The organism is Nibrella saemangeumensis, from assembly GCF_039541915.1.
GTDB classification, from domain to species: Bacteria; Bacteroidota; Bacteroidia; order Cytophagales; family Spirosomataceae; genus Nibrella; species Nibrella saemangeumensis.
On sequence record NZ_BAABHD010000024.1, the window covers coordinates 247,698 to 261,430 of the forward strand.

General features: G+C 52.7%; 14 protein-coding genes. 5 read left to right on the plus strand and 9 right to left on the minus strand.

The window, feature by feature from the left end; all coding sequences use genetic code 11:
* Nucleotides 1-5: 5 nt before the first annotated feature.
* Nucleotides 6-1,766 carry an ABC transporter ATP-binding protein gene (locus ABD949_RS11050; RefSeq protein ID WP_345243414.1) on the minus strand — a complete coding sequence of 587 codons (1,761 nt, stop codon included), beginning with the start codon at nt 1,764-1,766 and terminating at the stop codon, nt 6-8.
* Nucleotides 1,767-1,922: 156 nt separating this feature from the next.
* Between ABD949_RS11050 and ABD949_RS11055 the strand changes: the two genes are divergently transcribed.
* Complete coding sequence (locus ABD949_RS11055) at nt 1,923-2,555, plus strand: DUF4126 domain-containing protein (protein ID WP_345243415.1); 633 nt, start codon at nt 1,923-1,925, stop codon at nt 2,553-2,555.
* A gap of 69 nt (nt 2,556-2,624) precedes the next feature.
* Here ABD949_RS11055 and ABD949_RS11060 read toward each other — a convergent pair whose 3' ends face one another.
* The 3 genes from ABD949_RS11060 to htpG all read right to left on the minus strand — a co-directional run bounded on the left by ABD949_RS11060 (nt 2,625) and on the right by htpG (nt 5,827).
* Complete coding sequence (locus ABD949_RS11060; protein ID WP_345243417.1) at nt 2,625-3,254, minus strand: HAD hydrolase-like protein; 630 nt, start codon at nt 3,252-3,254, stop codon at nt 2,625-2,627.
* Nucleotides 3,255-3,334: 80 nt separating this feature from the next.
* Nucleotides 3,335-3,802 carry a nuclear transport factor 2 family protein gene (locus tag ABD949_RS11065; protein ID WP_345243419.1) on the minus strand — a complete coding sequence of 156 codons (468 nt, stop codon included), beginning with the start codon at nt 3,800-3,802 and terminating at the stop codon, nt 3,335-3,337.
* 174 nt (nt 3,803-3,976) lie between these two features.
* Nucleotides 3,977-5,827: a molecular chaperone HtpG gene (gene htpG / locus ABD949_RS11070; protein ID WP_345243421.1), complete on the minus strand. Its 1,851-nt coding sequence runs from the start codon at nt 5,825-5,827 to the stop codon at nt 3,977-3,979.
* A gap of 187 nt (nt 5,828-6,014) precedes the next feature.
* Here htpG and ABD949_RS11075 point away from each other — a divergent pair, with 187 nt between their 5' ends.
* Complete coding sequence (locus tag ABD949_RS11075; protein WP_345243423.1) at nt 6,015-6,323, plus strand: rhodanese-like domain-containing protein; 309 nt, start codon at nt 6,015-6,017, stop codon at nt 6,321-6,323.
* Nucleotides 6,324-6,376: 53 nt separating this feature from the next.
* Here ABD949_RS11075 and ABD949_RS11080 read toward each other — a convergent pair whose 3' ends face one another.
* From ABD949_RS11080 to rplS, 3 genes are all read right to left on the minus strand, one after another.
* On the minus strand, nt 6,377-6,976 hold the full coding sequence (locus ABD949_RS11080) for a DUF4142 domain-containing protein (RefSeq protein ID WP_345243425.1): 600 nt from the start codon (nt 6,974-6,976) through the stop codon (nt 6,377-6,379).
* A gap of 110 nt (nt 6,977-7,086) precedes the next feature.
* On the minus strand, nt 7,087-7,866 hold the full coding sequence (dapF, locus tag ABD949_RS11085) for a diaminopimelate epimerase (RefSeq protein WP_425576742.1): 780 nt from the start codon (nt 7,864-7,866) through the stop codon (nt 7,087-7,089).
* A 60-nt stretch (nt 7,867-7,926) separates the two neighbouring features.
* Complete coding sequence (gene rplS / locus ABD949_RS11090; protein WP_345243427.1) at nt 7,927-8,301, minus strand: 50S ribosomal protein L19; 375 nt, start codon at nt 8,299-8,301, stop codon at nt 7,927-7,929.
* A 108-nt stretch (nt 8,302-8,409) separates the two neighbouring features.
* Here rplS and ABD949_RS11095 point away from each other — a divergent pair, with 108 nt between their 5' ends.
* Entirely contained in the window at nt 8,410-9,909 is a 1,500-nt protein-coding gene (locus ABD949_RS11095; RefSeq protein ID WP_345243429.1) for an NAD(P)H-hydrate dehydratase, read from the plus strand.
* Nucleotides 9,910-10,162: 253 nt separating this feature from the next.
* Nucleotides 10,163-10,327 carry a hypothetical protein gene (locus ABD949_RS11100; protein ID WP_345243430.1) on the plus strand — a complete coding sequence of 55 codons (165 nt, stop codon included), beginning with the start codon at nt 10,163-10,165 and terminating at the stop codon, nt 10,325-10,327.
* 66 nt (nt 10,328-10,393) lie between these two features.
* On the opposite strand, the gene feoB is transcribed toward ABD949_RS11100, so the two are convergent.
* Nucleotides 10,394-12,523 carry a ferrous iron transport protein B gene (gene feoB, locus ABD949_RS11105; RefSeq protein ID WP_345243432.1) on the minus strand — a complete coding sequence of 710 codons (2,130 nt, stop codon included), beginning with the start codon at nt 12,521-12,523 and terminating at the stop codon, nt 10,394-10,396.
* Between the two features lie 34 nt (nt 12,524-12,557).
* Nucleotides 12,558-12,842, minus strand: coding sequence for a FeoA family protein (locus ABD949_RS11110; RefSeq protein WP_425576743.1), 285 nt, complete (start codon nt 12,840-12,842; stop codon nt 12,558-12,560).
* Between the two features lie 191 nt (nt 12,843-13,033).
* On the opposite strand from ABD949_RS11110, the gene ABD949_RS11115 reads away from it, so the two are divergent.
* Nucleotides 13,034-13,708 carry a heme exporter protein CcmB gene (locus ABD949_RS11115; protein ID WP_345243434.1) on the plus strand — a complete coding sequence of 225 codons (675 nt, stop codon included), beginning with the start codon at nt 13,034-13,036 and terminating at the stop codon, nt 13,706-13,708.
* The last annotated feature ends 25 nt before the right edge of the window (nt 13,709-13,733 follow it).

A 13,733-nucleotide genomic window follows, 5' to 3' on the forward strand; every position in this document is an offset into this window, starting at 1 on the left:
CTTTGTTAAACCATCTCTTTGTACTGCATCCGGTACAAATTGGCGTAAGCGCCTTCCTGCTGGAGCAGTTCTTCATGCGTGCCCTGCTCCACAATACGGCCTTTATCGACCACAATGATCTTGTTGGCTTTCTGAATTGTGGAAAGCCGGTGGGCAATCACAATGGCCGTCCGTCCTTTCATCAGTTTACCGATGGCTTCCTGAATCATTTCCTCTGTTTCGGTATCTACCGAGGAGGTAGCTTCATCCAGCACAATAATCTTGGGATCGTGCACCATGGCCCGCACAAACGAGATCAGTTGCCGCTGCCCGACCGACAGGGTAGCCCCGCGCTCCATGACATTGTACGAGTAATCGCCCGGCAGCCGCTCAATGAAGTCGTGTACCCCCACCAGTTTAGCGGCTTCAACCAGTTTCTCGCGGCTGATCGTGTGGTCTCCCAGGGTAATGTTGTTTTCGATGGTATCGGAGAAGAGAAAAACATCCTGCAGCACTACGCTGATGTGTCGGCGCAACGCGCCCAGTTCGTACTCGTGCAGATCTACCCCATCAACGCAGATATGACCTTTATTAATGTCATAAAAGCGACTCAGCAGATTGATAATAGAGGATTTACCGGCTCCGGTGGCTCCAACAAACGCGACGGTCTCACCCTCCTTTACGGTAAAGGAAATGTCTTTCAGTACGTAATCTTCGTTGTTGTAGGCAAACCAGACGTCCTTAAACTCAACCTCCCCCCGCAGTGTGTCCGGGTTATGATTGCCATTGTTAGCGGTATACTCGTCGCTGTCCAGCAGTTTCAGGATGCGGTCGGTGCTTACAATCCCCATCTGAAGGGTGTTGAAGCGGTCGGCGAGCATCCGAATCGGCCGGAAAAACAGGTTTATAAACATAATGAAGGCTGTAACCGTCCCGAAGGTCACCTGCTGCTGCAGAATCTCGCGGGCACCGTACCAGACCACCAGGCCCGTACCGGCTGCGGCAATCACATCGGCTACCGGGAAGTAAACAGAATAGTACCAGATAGACCGGATATTGGCTTTACGGTGCTGGTCATTGATCTCCCTGAATTTTTCGCTTTCTATCTTCTCACTGCCAAATATCTGCACGATACTCATCCCCGTAATCCGCTCCTGCACAAAGGAGTTCAGGTTTGAGACGGCCACCCGCACTTCGTTGAACGAGTCTTTGATTTTCTCCTTGAAAACATACGTACTCAGCAGCATCAGCGGGATCATGGACAGACTGATGGCAGCCATGCGCCAGTCGGTCCAGAACATAACCGCCACAATCAGGATGAGTTGCAGAATATCGCCCGCAATAGCGGCCATGCCTTCGGTAAATACGTTGGAGAGCGTCTCTATATCCGAAATGGTGCGGGTCACCAGCCGGCCGATGGGGGTGTTATCAAAAAACTTCAGCCGCAGATGCAGAATTTTGTTGTAGAGTTGAACCCGGATGTCGCGGATTACGTGCTGTCCAAGCCAACCCGACAGGTAGGTATTGGAAAATTGCAGAAAAGCCTGCACCACCAGCACTACAATCATCACCAGCAGCATCATGGTCAATCCCGGGTAGTCGCCGTTAGCAATCTGGTTGTCGATGGTGTAGCGGATCAGCAGCGGATTCAGCGGAGCCAGCAGAGCTGCCAGCAAAATCAGAAAGACAACCAGGTAAAAACGTCCCTGGTAAGGTCGGACAAAACTATACAGCCGCTTCAGGATAACCCAGTCGAAAATCTGGCCGCTTTTCTTTTCTTCGTTCACGGAGGTAATGAGAGTGAGAAATGGAAGGTTTGGTTTTGTAACAGAAATTTCTAACCGAAAGTTACAGTTTTGGGTTTGAAGTTTGTAGTTTGAGGGTAGGGTTCTTCGTCAGTTCTAGACAACTTCAGACTTCAAACCACTAACTTCGAGACTAAAATGAGTTGGGATTGGATACTTAGCGCCTGTATGGGCATCGGATTAGCAGCCTGTTGCGGTTTTCGGGTGTTTGTGCCACTGCTGCTGGCGGGGCTCGCTACCAAAGTTGGGGTGATTAGTCCGCTGAATGGTATGGAGTGGGTCAGTACCTGGCCGGGTATTCTGGGCCTCACGGTAGCCACGGCTTTTGAGTTAGGGGCATACTACATTCCCTGGCTCGACAACCTGCTGGACACCCTTGCCGCCCCAGCGGCCGTAGTTGCCGGTACCCTGCTCAGTACCTCGTTCTTTCATATCGACAGTCCTATCCTCGATTGGGGCCTGGGGCTGATGCTGGGCGGAGGAGCCGCCGGCCTGGTTCAAGCCGGCACCAGTCTGCTGCGGCTGGGCTCAACAGCCACCACAGGCGGTCTGGGAAATCCGGTCGTGGCCACAACCGAAAATGTAGCCTCCTTTGGCTTTTCTATTTTCACCTTATTGCTGCCGCTGATAGCTTTTGTGGTCATTGGCTGTCTTCTGATCTACATCGCCGTCCGGCTGCTAACCCGCCGGCGGTTCTGGTTTTCCCGCCCCAAGGCCCAGCCCGGCAACCCCATTGACCAGATACCACGGAGCAGCAACGGCAGGGCGTAGCAGCGTTGATACTGCCCCTTCTCCACCCCGATCAGCCAATCAGTCGTACACGTCCTGGCCATATAGCCACTAATCGTTTGTCAGCAAGGCTACAATATCAACCGGATGTGTAAACACTACTTTCGGCTGATACGCCCGCAACGCGTCAATGGTTGTGTACCCCCAACCAACAGCACCAAAGGCTGTCCCTTCTTCATGGGCAGCTTCAATATCACGAATTTCGTCACCGATGCAGAGCGTTTCGCTGGCAGCAAACCCGCTCTTTTTAAGCACTTTCCGAATTTTGGAACGCTTACCGAACAGTGACGAGCCGCACTCGATGTATTTCAGTAAACCCACGTTTTTCTCTCCCATTATCTGCACTACATTTTCGTGCGAGTTGGAGGTAACCAAAGCCAGGGTAACACCTGCCTGCGACAACTGTTGCAATACCCTGTCTATGCCCTCAAACAAAAAAATCTCATTAACATGCCGGGCCATTAGCCGCTTGGCATCACGGCCAATAAAGGGTATTTTCCAGTAGGGTATGCGAAGCTCCTGCATAATCTGCCGGGCTCCCATGCTCCGCAGTCGATCCACCAGGCTCTCGTCAACCCGGCGAAAGTGATGCAGCTCAGCCAACTCGTTGAGCACCTGCCCGAAAGCCGGCAAGGAGTTCGCGAGAGTTCCGTCAAAGTCGAATATAACCAGCTTATACATGGGGCAAAGAGCGAAAGAGCGGGGCGCGTAGTCCGGGGCGCGTAGCCTGAAAGAGCGAAATCCTTCCGTTCGGTTAGTGTTTAAGTGCCGGATTGCACCGATTTTTCCAGGTCGGCGTTGCCGTCGAGGTACGTCAGGTTGAACGTAAACTGATTGATGCGCCACCCTTTTTCTTCCCTGATTAACCTGAAATCGTAACTACCGGCATAGGTGCGAATGTTACGACCGGTTGAGTTTGGCAGAAAGTGGGTAGCCGTGGCGTAGCAGAAGGCTTCTGCCTGATCGCCGTCAATCCGGACCCGGTAATTGCCGGCCTGATGATGCACCGCTTTCAGCGGGGCCAGACCCCGCTCCCACCCGGTGGCAATCTCCTGCGCCGTCATTAAAGCCGGTCCTGAACCGGTCATTGAACTCATGTCAAAGAGTACGTGATCGGTAAAGCATCGTTTTAACGCATCCCAGTCGCGGCTATCGGTGGCGATGAACAGCAGGTTGATGGTGTCAATAATCCGGTCTTTCTCCAGCAGCAATTTCAGTTGGTCATCCATGTTGTCCGTTGGTTTGGCAAGAACGTCAGGCAGGCACCTGGCCTGATAGGCTCCGCAGCATTGGCGTTTAAAGTAAGGCAAAAGTCACCCAATAGCCACCCCACGAAATAAAAATACCCCTCAAACCCATTGGCAACATGAGTTTGAGGGGTATGTATTAACGTTTCTGTTCGCTTACGCCAGCGTCTCTACCGTCCGGCGCACAAACGCGGTCAGGTCGGCACCGGTCAGCATATTCTGCGACAGCAGCGCCAGATCGTAGAGTTGCTTGGCCAGTTTTTGCTGAGCCTCGCCTTCTTCGGCTGACAATACCTTCGCTGAAAGCGGGTGGTTGGCGTTAACCACAACATTGTACATGTTTGGCATATTGCCGTAGAACGACCGCTCGCCCGACAAGGCCGACATATCTTTCATCCGGCGCAGGAATTCCGGTAGGGTAATCGTTACCGGCAGTTCATCGGTCGGCATCGACTCGATACTTACCGTCAGTGACTTGTTGTCCAGCACCTTCTCAAACACCTCCTTTAGTTTGGTCTGATCTGCCTCCGACAATACGCTTTCGTTGTTCAGCCCTTTGTCGATCAGTTTGTCGAGGGTATCGGCATCTACCCGTTTGAAGGTGATTTTTTCGAGCTTTGATTCGAGCGTATTAATGAAGTGCGGGTCAATGACGTTGTCCAGCAGCACCACATCATAACCGCGCCGGCGCGCCGACTCCACATAGGCATCCTGCTGCTTCCGGTCGGTCGCGTACAGCACCACTACGTTTTCGTTCTTATCGGTCTGGTTGGCTTGTACGTGTTCGCGATATTCGTTGAAAGTATGAAAACGGTTAGCTCCGTCCACTTCCTCAACGCTCTTCAGCAGGCAGAACTCCTTTGCCTTCTCCCAGAATTTATCGTCGCTCAGGATGCCGTATTTGATGAACAGCCCGATATCCTCAAACTTCTCCTCAAAAGCTTTCCGGTCGGCTTTAAATAGATCATTCAATTTGTCGGCCACCTTCCGGGTAATGTAGCCGTTGATCTTCTTCACGTTGGCATCGGCCTGCAGGAAGCTCCGCGACACGTTCAGCGGGATATCCGGCGAGTCAATTACCCCGTGCAGCAGCATCAGGAAGTCGGGCACTACGTCTTTTACCTCATCGGTAATAAATACCTGACGGCTGTAGAGTTGGATCTTTTCCCGGCGGATCTGGAAGTCGTTCTTCAGTTTCGGGAAGTATAAAACGCCCGTCAGGTTGAAGGGGTAATCCACGTTCAGATGAATCCAGAACAGCGGTTCTTCGGAGAAGGGATACAGCTCCTGGTAGAACTTCTTGTAATCCTCTTCGGTCAGTTCCGACGGTGACTTGGTCCAGATCGGCGTCGTGTTGTTGATGACCTTGCCGTCAAACTCAATCTCCACGGGCAGGAACCGGCCGTACTTCTCCAGAATACCCCGGAGACGCTCGGTTTCCAAAAACTCCTCTGAGTCGGCGGCCAGGTGCAGGATCACGTCGGTACCGCGTTCACTGCGCTCGGCCGGGGTGATTTCAAACTCGGTGGAGCCGTCGCACACCCAGCGGGCGGCCGCAGTGCCCTCCTCCCGGTACGACCGGGTAACAATCTCTACCTGATCGGCCACCATAAAAGCCGAGTAGAAGCCCAGACCGAAGTGACCGATGATAGCCTTATCGTCGGCAGCTTTGTCTTTGTATTTGTCCAGGAACTCGGCTGCGCCCGAGAAAGCAATCTGGTTGATGTACTTCTTGATCTCGTCGGCGGTCATACCAATACCCCGGTCGCTAACGGTAATGGTCTTAGCCTCTTTATCGACCGATACCGATACCTTCAGGTCGCCCAGTTCGCCGTTAAAGTCGCCAAAGGACGCCAGCTTCTTCAGCTTCTGGGAGGCATCGACGGCGTTTGAGACCAGCTCGCGCAGGAAAATTTCGTGGTCGGAGTAAAGGAATTTCTTGATAATCGGAAAAATATTCTCCGTGTGGATGGATATCTGGCCTTTCTCGTTCTGTACAGCTTCCATAAGAAAATGTCAGTGATTGAGTGAATTTGCAGTTTATATATACTGGTCTGGCAGCGGTCAAACTTTGTTCCAGACCAGCCAAGGCTGACAGATTGGCAGGAAAGAATACGTCAACGTTTCACCTGTCCAGTCGGGCCGGTCTTTACCACGTTGAAACTAGACACCCGAAAGCTGAGTTTTTACCTGTATGACGACAAAAACGTACACCGACATAGATACGGCCGAGCTGGAACGTCTGCGGCAAATGCCGGATACGGCCGTTGTTGACGTGCGCGATGAATGGGAGTTTGACGAGTTCAATATCGGAGGGCTTAACATCCCCCTGCCCGACATCCGGTCGCGAAACGCAGAGCTGGCGTCTTATAATACCCTGATCTGTATTTGTACCAACGGGGTTCGGAGCCGGGTAGCCGCAAAGGATATGCTCCGCCAGCCGGAGTTGCAGGATAAAACCATTTATCACCTGAAGGGGGGAATACTGGAAACAGAGGAATAAAAAAAGGAAACTGTACCAAACAGTTTCCTTTTTTTATTCCTCTGTTTCCAGATTTATGAATTCTTCATGCCATCTTTAATGGACTTGGCAGATTCGTGGTGCTTGCGCAGTGTCGGCAGTGTCTTAGCGGCAAAGGCCTTCACATCAGCATCTTTGGCGTTGTTTGACATCTTTTCAAACAGCTCGATATCCTCATCGTGATCTTCCACCATCAGGTCCATGTAAGCCCGGTCGAAATCGGCACCCGATTTACTCCGCAAGTCATCAACATGCTTTTGGTGGTCATTGCCCATGGTGGTTGGCAGCGTCATATTTTTCTGAGCAGCCAGCGCTTTCAACTCATTGTTGGCTTTCGTATGGTCGTCCACCATCATGCGGGCAAACTCCTTTACCCGTGCATTCTGCGCTTTTTGTTGCGCCAGGGTACCCAGCTCAACTTCCATCATGCCACCACTGGCGGCCTTAACGGCAAACTCGGAGTCATCTTCCAAGGCATCAGCAGCCTGATCCCGATTCGCATCTTCGAGCGCATCCGCTTTCTGCTCATTAGCTTCTTCGGCCTGTTCGGTGCTATCCTCGCTTTTCTTCGTATCACAAGCCTGAAAGTTCCAGGCGGCAAACACCAGTAGTAAATACAAACTAAGTTTTTTCATGGTTCACTGCGTTCTGAGTTTAACGTAAAACACATTTCTCATCAAAACCCCAGTAATCCCATAAAGTTTATCAGGACAACACCTTGTTACTTAATGGGAAGGCGAACCAGCTATTTCTCAACCTGCCCACCAAAGACCCGCTGAGCCGGACCAATCAGGTATATATCGGTAAAACTCCCATCGTCCTGGGCGGTAAAGGCCACCCGCAGCATACCGCCCAGGGTACGGATCGCAATCGGGCTGCTCATACCATACTGCCGGTGGGCGGACAGCGCAGCAGCCGTTACGCCGGTACCGCAGGAGTAGGTCTCGTCTTCGACGCCCCGCTCGTAAGTGCGGACAAACAGGCTTTGCTCGTCAATTACCTGCGCATAATTAACATTGGTTCCGCCCGGCGCAAACGGCTCACTGTACCGAATGGGTCGACCTTCGGCCACTACATCCATTGTCTCCAGATCTTCGGTGAATTTGACAACGTGGGGTGAGCCAGTGTTCAGGAATGCGTAATCCGGGTGCACATCCATGCCGGTGACCTCATTCATCTTCAGCGACACGACCTCTTTACTAACATCGGCCTCGTGTTCTCCGTCTACGGCAATGAACCGCGTCTTGTCATCAAATACGCCCAGATCATGGGCGAAGCGGACAATACAGCGTCCGCCATTGCCGCACATGCTGCCTTCGGCTCCGTCGGCATTGAAGTAGATCATCCGGAAATCGTAGTCCGGATCGTTGCGGAGGAGAATCAACCCGTCGGCACCAATGCCGAAGCGACGGTGGCACAGGTGCGCCACCAGCGCCTGATCCTGCACCGGAAAGGTCCCGGCCCGGTCATCAATCATGACAAAGTCATTGCCGGTACCCTGGTATTTAGAGAAGTCGATCGTCATAAGCACAAAAAAAGCTGCCCTTCCAGACAGCTTCCTCGAAAATGTTGGTGCCGGAAAGGCTTATGCCGCTACCGTTGCTTTAGGCTTCCGCTCTTTTACGCGGGCAGCTTTACCCTGACGGCCGCGCAGATAGAACAGACGCGCCCGGCGAACTTTACCCAGGCGAACCACTTCGACTTTGTCGAGATTCGGCGACAGGATCGGGAAGATACGCTCTACGCCGATGCCGTTAGATACCTTACGAACGGTGAACGTTTCACCGTTGGTGTTCGGGTTCCGGCGCTGAATCACCGTCCCCTGATAGACTTGAACACGCTCTTTATTTCCTTCACGGATTTTTACGTGCACGTTGACCGTGTCGCCGGCGCGGAAATCCGGGATGTCAGTCCGACGCTGTGCGTTGTCGGCTTCCACCAGTTTAATCAGCTCACTCATGACCTATGTATCGTCAGATAAGAATTTGCAAAATGAGCCGCAAATATAGTGAATAATTTGGTTACCAGAAAATAGTTTTGCAAAATTACAGCTCGCTCTTATCAACGTATGAAGATTCTAAGCGTCGAACAAATTCGACAACTCGATCAATATACCATTCAACACGAACCCATTGCTCCGATAAACCTCATGGAGCGTGCCGCCCAGACCTTCGTCGACTGGTTTACGGCCCGGTTTACCACTTCATATCCCGTTAAAATCTTTTGCGGATTAGGCAACAACGGGGGCGATGGACTGGCGATTGCCCGCATTCTGATGCAGCAGGGTTATACCGTTGAGGTCAATATTGTTCGTTACGCCCCGCGTGAGTCGGATGATTTTATGCACAACCACCGGCGGCTCAAATTGCTGACCACGCTGAACTATATTGAGCAGCCCAACAATATACCCGCCATCCGGCACAATGAGATTGTCATCGACGCCATCTTCGGCTCCGGGCTTGACCGTCCGGTCGAAGGTATCGCCAAAAGCGTGATTGAGACCATCAACCGGGCACCGGCTAAAGTCGTTTCGGTGGATATTGCCAGCGGTCTGTACGCGGATAAGCCGAACAGTCTGGAAGACGTGATTATTGAGCCGGACTATACCGTTGCCTTTCAGTTGCCGAAGATTGGATTTCTGCTTCCCCGCAACAGCCGCTACGTGGGTCAGTGGCACCTCATCGACATAAAGCTGAGCAAGCGGTTTATTGACCAGGCAATTACCTCTTATTATTATACAACACCTGAGGAAGCCCGGCTGCTGCTGCGCCAGCGGGAGCGATTCTCACACAAGGGCTCGTTTGGTCATGCGCTGCTGCTGGTCGGTAGCTACGGCAAAATCGGTGCGGGGGTACTGGCAGCCAAGGCCTGTCTGCGCTCGGGCGTGGGTCTGCTCACGGTTCAGGCGCCCCGTTGCGGCTACACCGTCTTACAAACGGCCGTTCCGGAAGCGATGTGCCGCCCCGATACGCACCAGTATGTGCTGTCGGGGCAAAGTGAAATTGAGGGTCTCCCCTATTCCGAGTTCTCGGCCATCGGCGTGGGACCGGGTATTGGCAAAGCGCCTGAAACAGCCAATATGCTGCGGACTCTTCTGTCTGAATTCAGGAATCCACTGGTACTCGATGCGGATGCCCTCAACCTGCTCGCCGAAAACCGGGAGTTGCTGTCGATGGTACCGGAACATAGTATCCTGACTCCCCACCCCAAAGAGTTTGAGCGCCTGACCCAGAAGTGGGAAAACGACTACGATAAGCTGGAAATCCTGGGTGACTTTGCCCGCCGGTACCGGATCGTGGTCGTTCTGAAAGGGGCCCATACCGCCATTGCCACTCCAGAGGGTGATGTGCACTTTAATTCATCGGGTAATCCGGGCCTGAGTACCGGTGGCACCGGCGATGTGCTGACGGGTGTTTTAACAGCGCTGCTGGCTCAGGGTTATGACGCTATTGAAGCCGCTGTATTGGGTGTATACCAGCATGGGCTGGCCGGCGACAGAGCGGCAGAACAGCGGGGGCAAATTGGCATGACAGCCTCGGATATTCTCGAAACGCTCAGGTGGTCTTAGAACCGTTTAATAACTCATAAGGTGTAGAAATCTTGTCCTTTTTTGTGGAATACATTCCACAATCAACAGATTTACAACACTTTACATATGAAAAATTTTGCATATTCGAGTAAATTTTAATTTCAGCTATAAAACGTTCTGGTGAAGTTTTCGTTATAGAGGTAATCGCTCCACAAATAAGGGGCATTTGTTCCACAGGTTCGGGCAAGGAATTTGCATTAGAAAGCCTTACCAACTTAAACCGACGTACCTCATGAGAAACTTTGCACAGAAAGACTGGCGTCTGAGCCGGTCCGCTAAAAAATCAAGCGTTGACATGGATCAGACGACTGCCTTAGGCGGCTTATCATTAGCTCTGTTTGGTTACATTCTGTATCACTTTATCTACCCCTTAATCGAAAAAGGCCTTATTTTCTAATGGGTATACCCCAACAAAAAAGGCGCTATCTTTCAAGATAGCGCCTTTTTTGTTGGGGTAGGTCGATTATTTCATGATCTGGTAAACCAGAAAAGCCGACAGATACGCCAGGCCGCTCATGTAGGCTAACTGTACCGCCGGCCATTTCCAGCTTCTGGTCTCCCGGTATACCGTCGCCAGGGTACTCATGCACATCATGGCAAAAACATAAAACACCAGCAGCGAAAACGCCAGGGCCGGGGTATACATGGGTCCGCCGGTATCCGGATTACGTTCCGACTGCAATCGCTCCCGGATAGTCTGGCTGTCTTCGCCCGCATCGCCGATGCTGTAGATCGTCGACATGGTACCGACAAACACCTCACGGGCGGCAAACGAACTGAGTAAGGCAATGCCTATTTTCCAGTCGTAACCCAACGGTTTAATGGCGGGCTCGATAAAATGGCCAAAATGACCGGCATAGGAGTTCTCCAGCCGCTGAGCCGACACCTCATTCGCCAACTCTGCCTCCGGCATATTTGCTTTTTCCTGCCGGACGCGGGCCTCGGCCCGATCCATGGCATCGCCGGGGCCATAGCTGGCCAATACCCAAAGGATAATCGAAATCGCCAAAATAACCCGGCCGGCCTCCCACACAAAGGCGCGTACGCTTTCCCAGACCGTCAAACCAACGTGGTTCCAGCGTGGCAGCTTAAAGGTGGGTAGTTCCATGACAAACAGACTGCGTTCTTTGGTCTTCAACAGCAACTTCAGGATATAAGCCGCCACCAAAGCCGCCACGAAGCCCAGCAGGTACAGGCCCATCAGCGCCAGACCCTGCAGATTAAAGATGCCCAGCACCGGCTGCTCAGGCACCACCAGCGCAATCAGGATGGTATAGATCGGCAGACGCGCCGAACAGCTCATCAGAGGTGTTACCAGAATGGTAATCAGTCGTTCGCGCCGGGTGCCGATGGTGCGGGTTGCCATAATAGCCGGTACGGCACAGGCCACCCCCGAAATCAGCGGTACCACACTGCGGCCGTTCAGCCCAAATTTGCGCATGATCCGGTCCATCAGTACCATTACCCGCGACATGTAGCCCGATTCTTCCAGCACCGATACCAGCATGAACAAAAAGGCAATTTGCGGGATGAATACCAGAATTCCACCGATGCCGGCTAACACGCCATCGGTAAGCAGACTGGTCAGCGGAGTATCCGGTAAGCGCTCCTTTAGGGTGCCGTTGAGCCAGGCTACGCCTTCATCGATCGCGTTCATAAACGGCTCGGCCCAGGCAAAAATAGCCTGGAAAATGAGCAGCAGAATCAACAAAAAGATCAGATACCCCCATACTGGATGCAGCAAAATCCGGTCGACCCGCTGGCTCCAGGTCGGTTGGTCCGTTGGCCGCCGGTCGGTGACGGCCTCGGTAATAACGCCGGCCAGGCGCTGGTAGCGCTGAATGGTTTCCTTCGCCTGAAAGTCTGGTTCACTAAACTGATACTGGTTGATAAGGCCATCGAGGCCGGCCCGCTGTTGCGGGTCGAGAAACGAAAAGCCGTCGTGCTGCATGACGTACTGCAACGCGAGATAATTATTGCTGAGCTTGTAATTGGTTTTGGTATCTTCAATTAGTTCAGGGACAGCTTCGGCCGGATCGAAAAAGAGTTTCCGGACCTGGCTGGGCTGCTTCAGTTGCGCCAGAATGGCCTGTTTCAGGTTGCTGACGCCCTCGCCGGTCCGGGCGTTGATACGCACCACCGGTACACCCAATGTCATTGCCAGCTTTACGGCATTCACTTCCAGCTGCTGTTGTTTGGCAACATCAAGCATGTTCAGCGCCAGCACCACCGGCAGGTTCAGATCAGCAATCTGGGTAAAGAGCAGCAGGTTCCGGCGCAGGTTGGAGGCATCGGCTACGACCACGGCCACATCCGGGTAGTCTGGGTGGTGCGGGTTGGCCAGAATATCGGTAACGATCTGTTCGTCGAGCGACTTGGGGTAAATGGAATATACCCCCGGCAGGTCTACGACGGTAATGTCAACCGGAGCGTGACCATTCTGGCCGGGCAGGAAAGAGACACCGGATTTTTTGTCGACCGTGACGCCGGGAAAGTTACCGGTTTTCTGCCGCAGGCCCGTCAGCTGGTTGAACAACGACGATTTACCGGCGTTCGGATTACCGATGAGTGCTATTACAGGATGTGATTTCAAGGAGTTGAATAAGATAAAGAGCGACTAGCCTCAACTATTCGACCAAAATGGTAGCAGCCTCTTCCTTCCGCATAGACAGGCAATAGCCATCAACATTGAGGCAAATAGGATCACCCAGGGGCGCTTTGCAGTGCAGCGATACTTCGACGCCCGGCAGGCAGCCCATCTCCAGCAGTTTCAGTGACATCCACTGATCGCTGAACGAGCGGATGACCGCCTTCTCCCCTACCTGCAAATCGGCAACGCTCCGCTGGGCGGTACTATGCTGAGCGATAGTGGGCCGGGCTATGTTCGGCTGGGCGTCAATGGGCTGAGACATGACAGACAATCCTATTATTTAGATTAATTATAAACAAACGCAAGATTACTGCGTAAAGTTTGCAAAAGCAAACAAAAGCCGCTTCAAAACGGATGTTTACCGACTCATGACGAAAATCAGGAGATTTACCCATCTACGCCCTCCGAAGGAACGGCTTTCTGTCGTAATTTTGTATACTAATTAGGAGGGTTATGCCGGAGTCGATGCAACAGATCAGTGCTTTGATGCAAAAGGAGTTTCGCCTGGAGTGGCGGCAGCGGTACGCGTTGAACGGTATGTTGCTGTACATTGTCGGAGCGGTATTCGTCTGCTACCTAAGCTTCAACGCCCGGCGGAACCAGCTGACGCCTATTGTCTGGAATACGCTCTTCTGGATCATCCTCCTGTTTACGGCTATCAACGCCATCGCCAAGAGCTTTGTGCAGGAACGGGCCGGCCGGCTGCTGTATTACTACACGCTGGCCAGTCCGCAGCAGATCATTCTGTCGAAGATCCTGTACAATACCGTGCTGATGCTGGCGCTGGCGGGACTAGGGTTCAGCGTATATGCCTTTGTCCTGGGCAATCCGGTGGCCGATGTACCGCTGTATCTGGTCAGTCTGGTGCTGGGTGCGGTGGGCTTTGCAGCCTCGCTGACGCTGATTGCGGGTATCGCGTCCAAGGCCGATAATAGTGCAACCCTGATGGCGGTGCTGAGTTTCCCCATCATTCTGCCCTTGCTGCTGATGCTGCTACGGGTGTCTAAGAACGCCATTGACGGCCTGGACCGCAGCGTAAGCCTGGACGAAATCGGGACCGTGCTGGCCATCGACGCCATTGTGCTGGTACTGTCGTGGATGTTGTTTCCGTTTTTATGGCGGAGTTAATTAACTAAATTCTATTGACTGAAGA

Excerpts from the sequence above, each read along its gene's own strand:
- ABD949_RS11055 (WP_345243415.1), top strand. The coding sequence starts at position 1,923 with ATGAGTTGGGATTGGATACTTAGCGCCTGTATGGGCATCGGATTAGCA.
- ABD949_RS11100 (WP_345243430.1), top strand. The coding sequence starts at position 10,163 with ATGAGAAACTTTGCACAGAAAGACTGGCGTCTGAGCCGGTCCGCTAAA.
- ABD949_RS11095 (WP_345243429.1), top strand. The coding sequence starts at position 8,410 with ATGAAGATTCTAAGCGTCGAACAAATTCGACAACTCGATCAATATACC.
- ABD949_RS11080 (WP_345243425.1), bottom strand. The coding sequence starts at position 6,976 with ATGAAAAAACTTAGTTTGTATTTACTACTGGTGTTTGCCGCCTGGAAC.
- ABD949_RS11065 (WP_345243419.1), bottom strand. The coding sequence starts at position 3,802 with ATGGATGACCAACTGAAATTGCTGCTGGAGAAAGACCGGATTATTGAC.
- dapF (WP_425576742.1), bottom strand. The coding sequence starts at position 7,866 with ATGACGATCGACTTCTCTAAATACCAGGGTACCGGCAATGACTTTGTC.
- ABD949_RS11060 (WP_345243417.1), bottom strand. The coding sequence starts at position 3,254 with ATGTATAAGCTGGTTATATTCGACTTTGACGGAACTCTCGCGAACTCC.
- ABD949_RS11075 (WP_345243423.1), top strand. The coding sequence starts at position 6,015 with ATGACGACAAAAACGTACACCGACATAGATACGGCCGAGCTGGAACGT.
- htpG (WP_345243421.1), bottom strand. The coding sequence starts at position 5,827 with ATGGAAGCTGTACAGAACGAGAAAGGCCAGATATCCATCCACACGGAG.
- ABD949_RS11115 (WP_345243434.1), top strand. The coding sequence starts at position 13,034 with ATGCCGGAGTCGATGCAACAGATCAGTGCTTTGATGCAAAAGGAGTTT.
- ABD949_RS11110 (WP_425576743.1), bottom strand. The coding sequence starts at position 12,842 with ATGTCTCAGCCCATTGACGCCCAGCCGAACATAGCCCGGCCCACTATC.
- rplS (WP_345243427.1), bottom strand. The coding sequence starts at position 8,301 with ATGAGTGAGCTGATTAAACTGGTGGAAGCCGACAACGCACAGCGTCGG.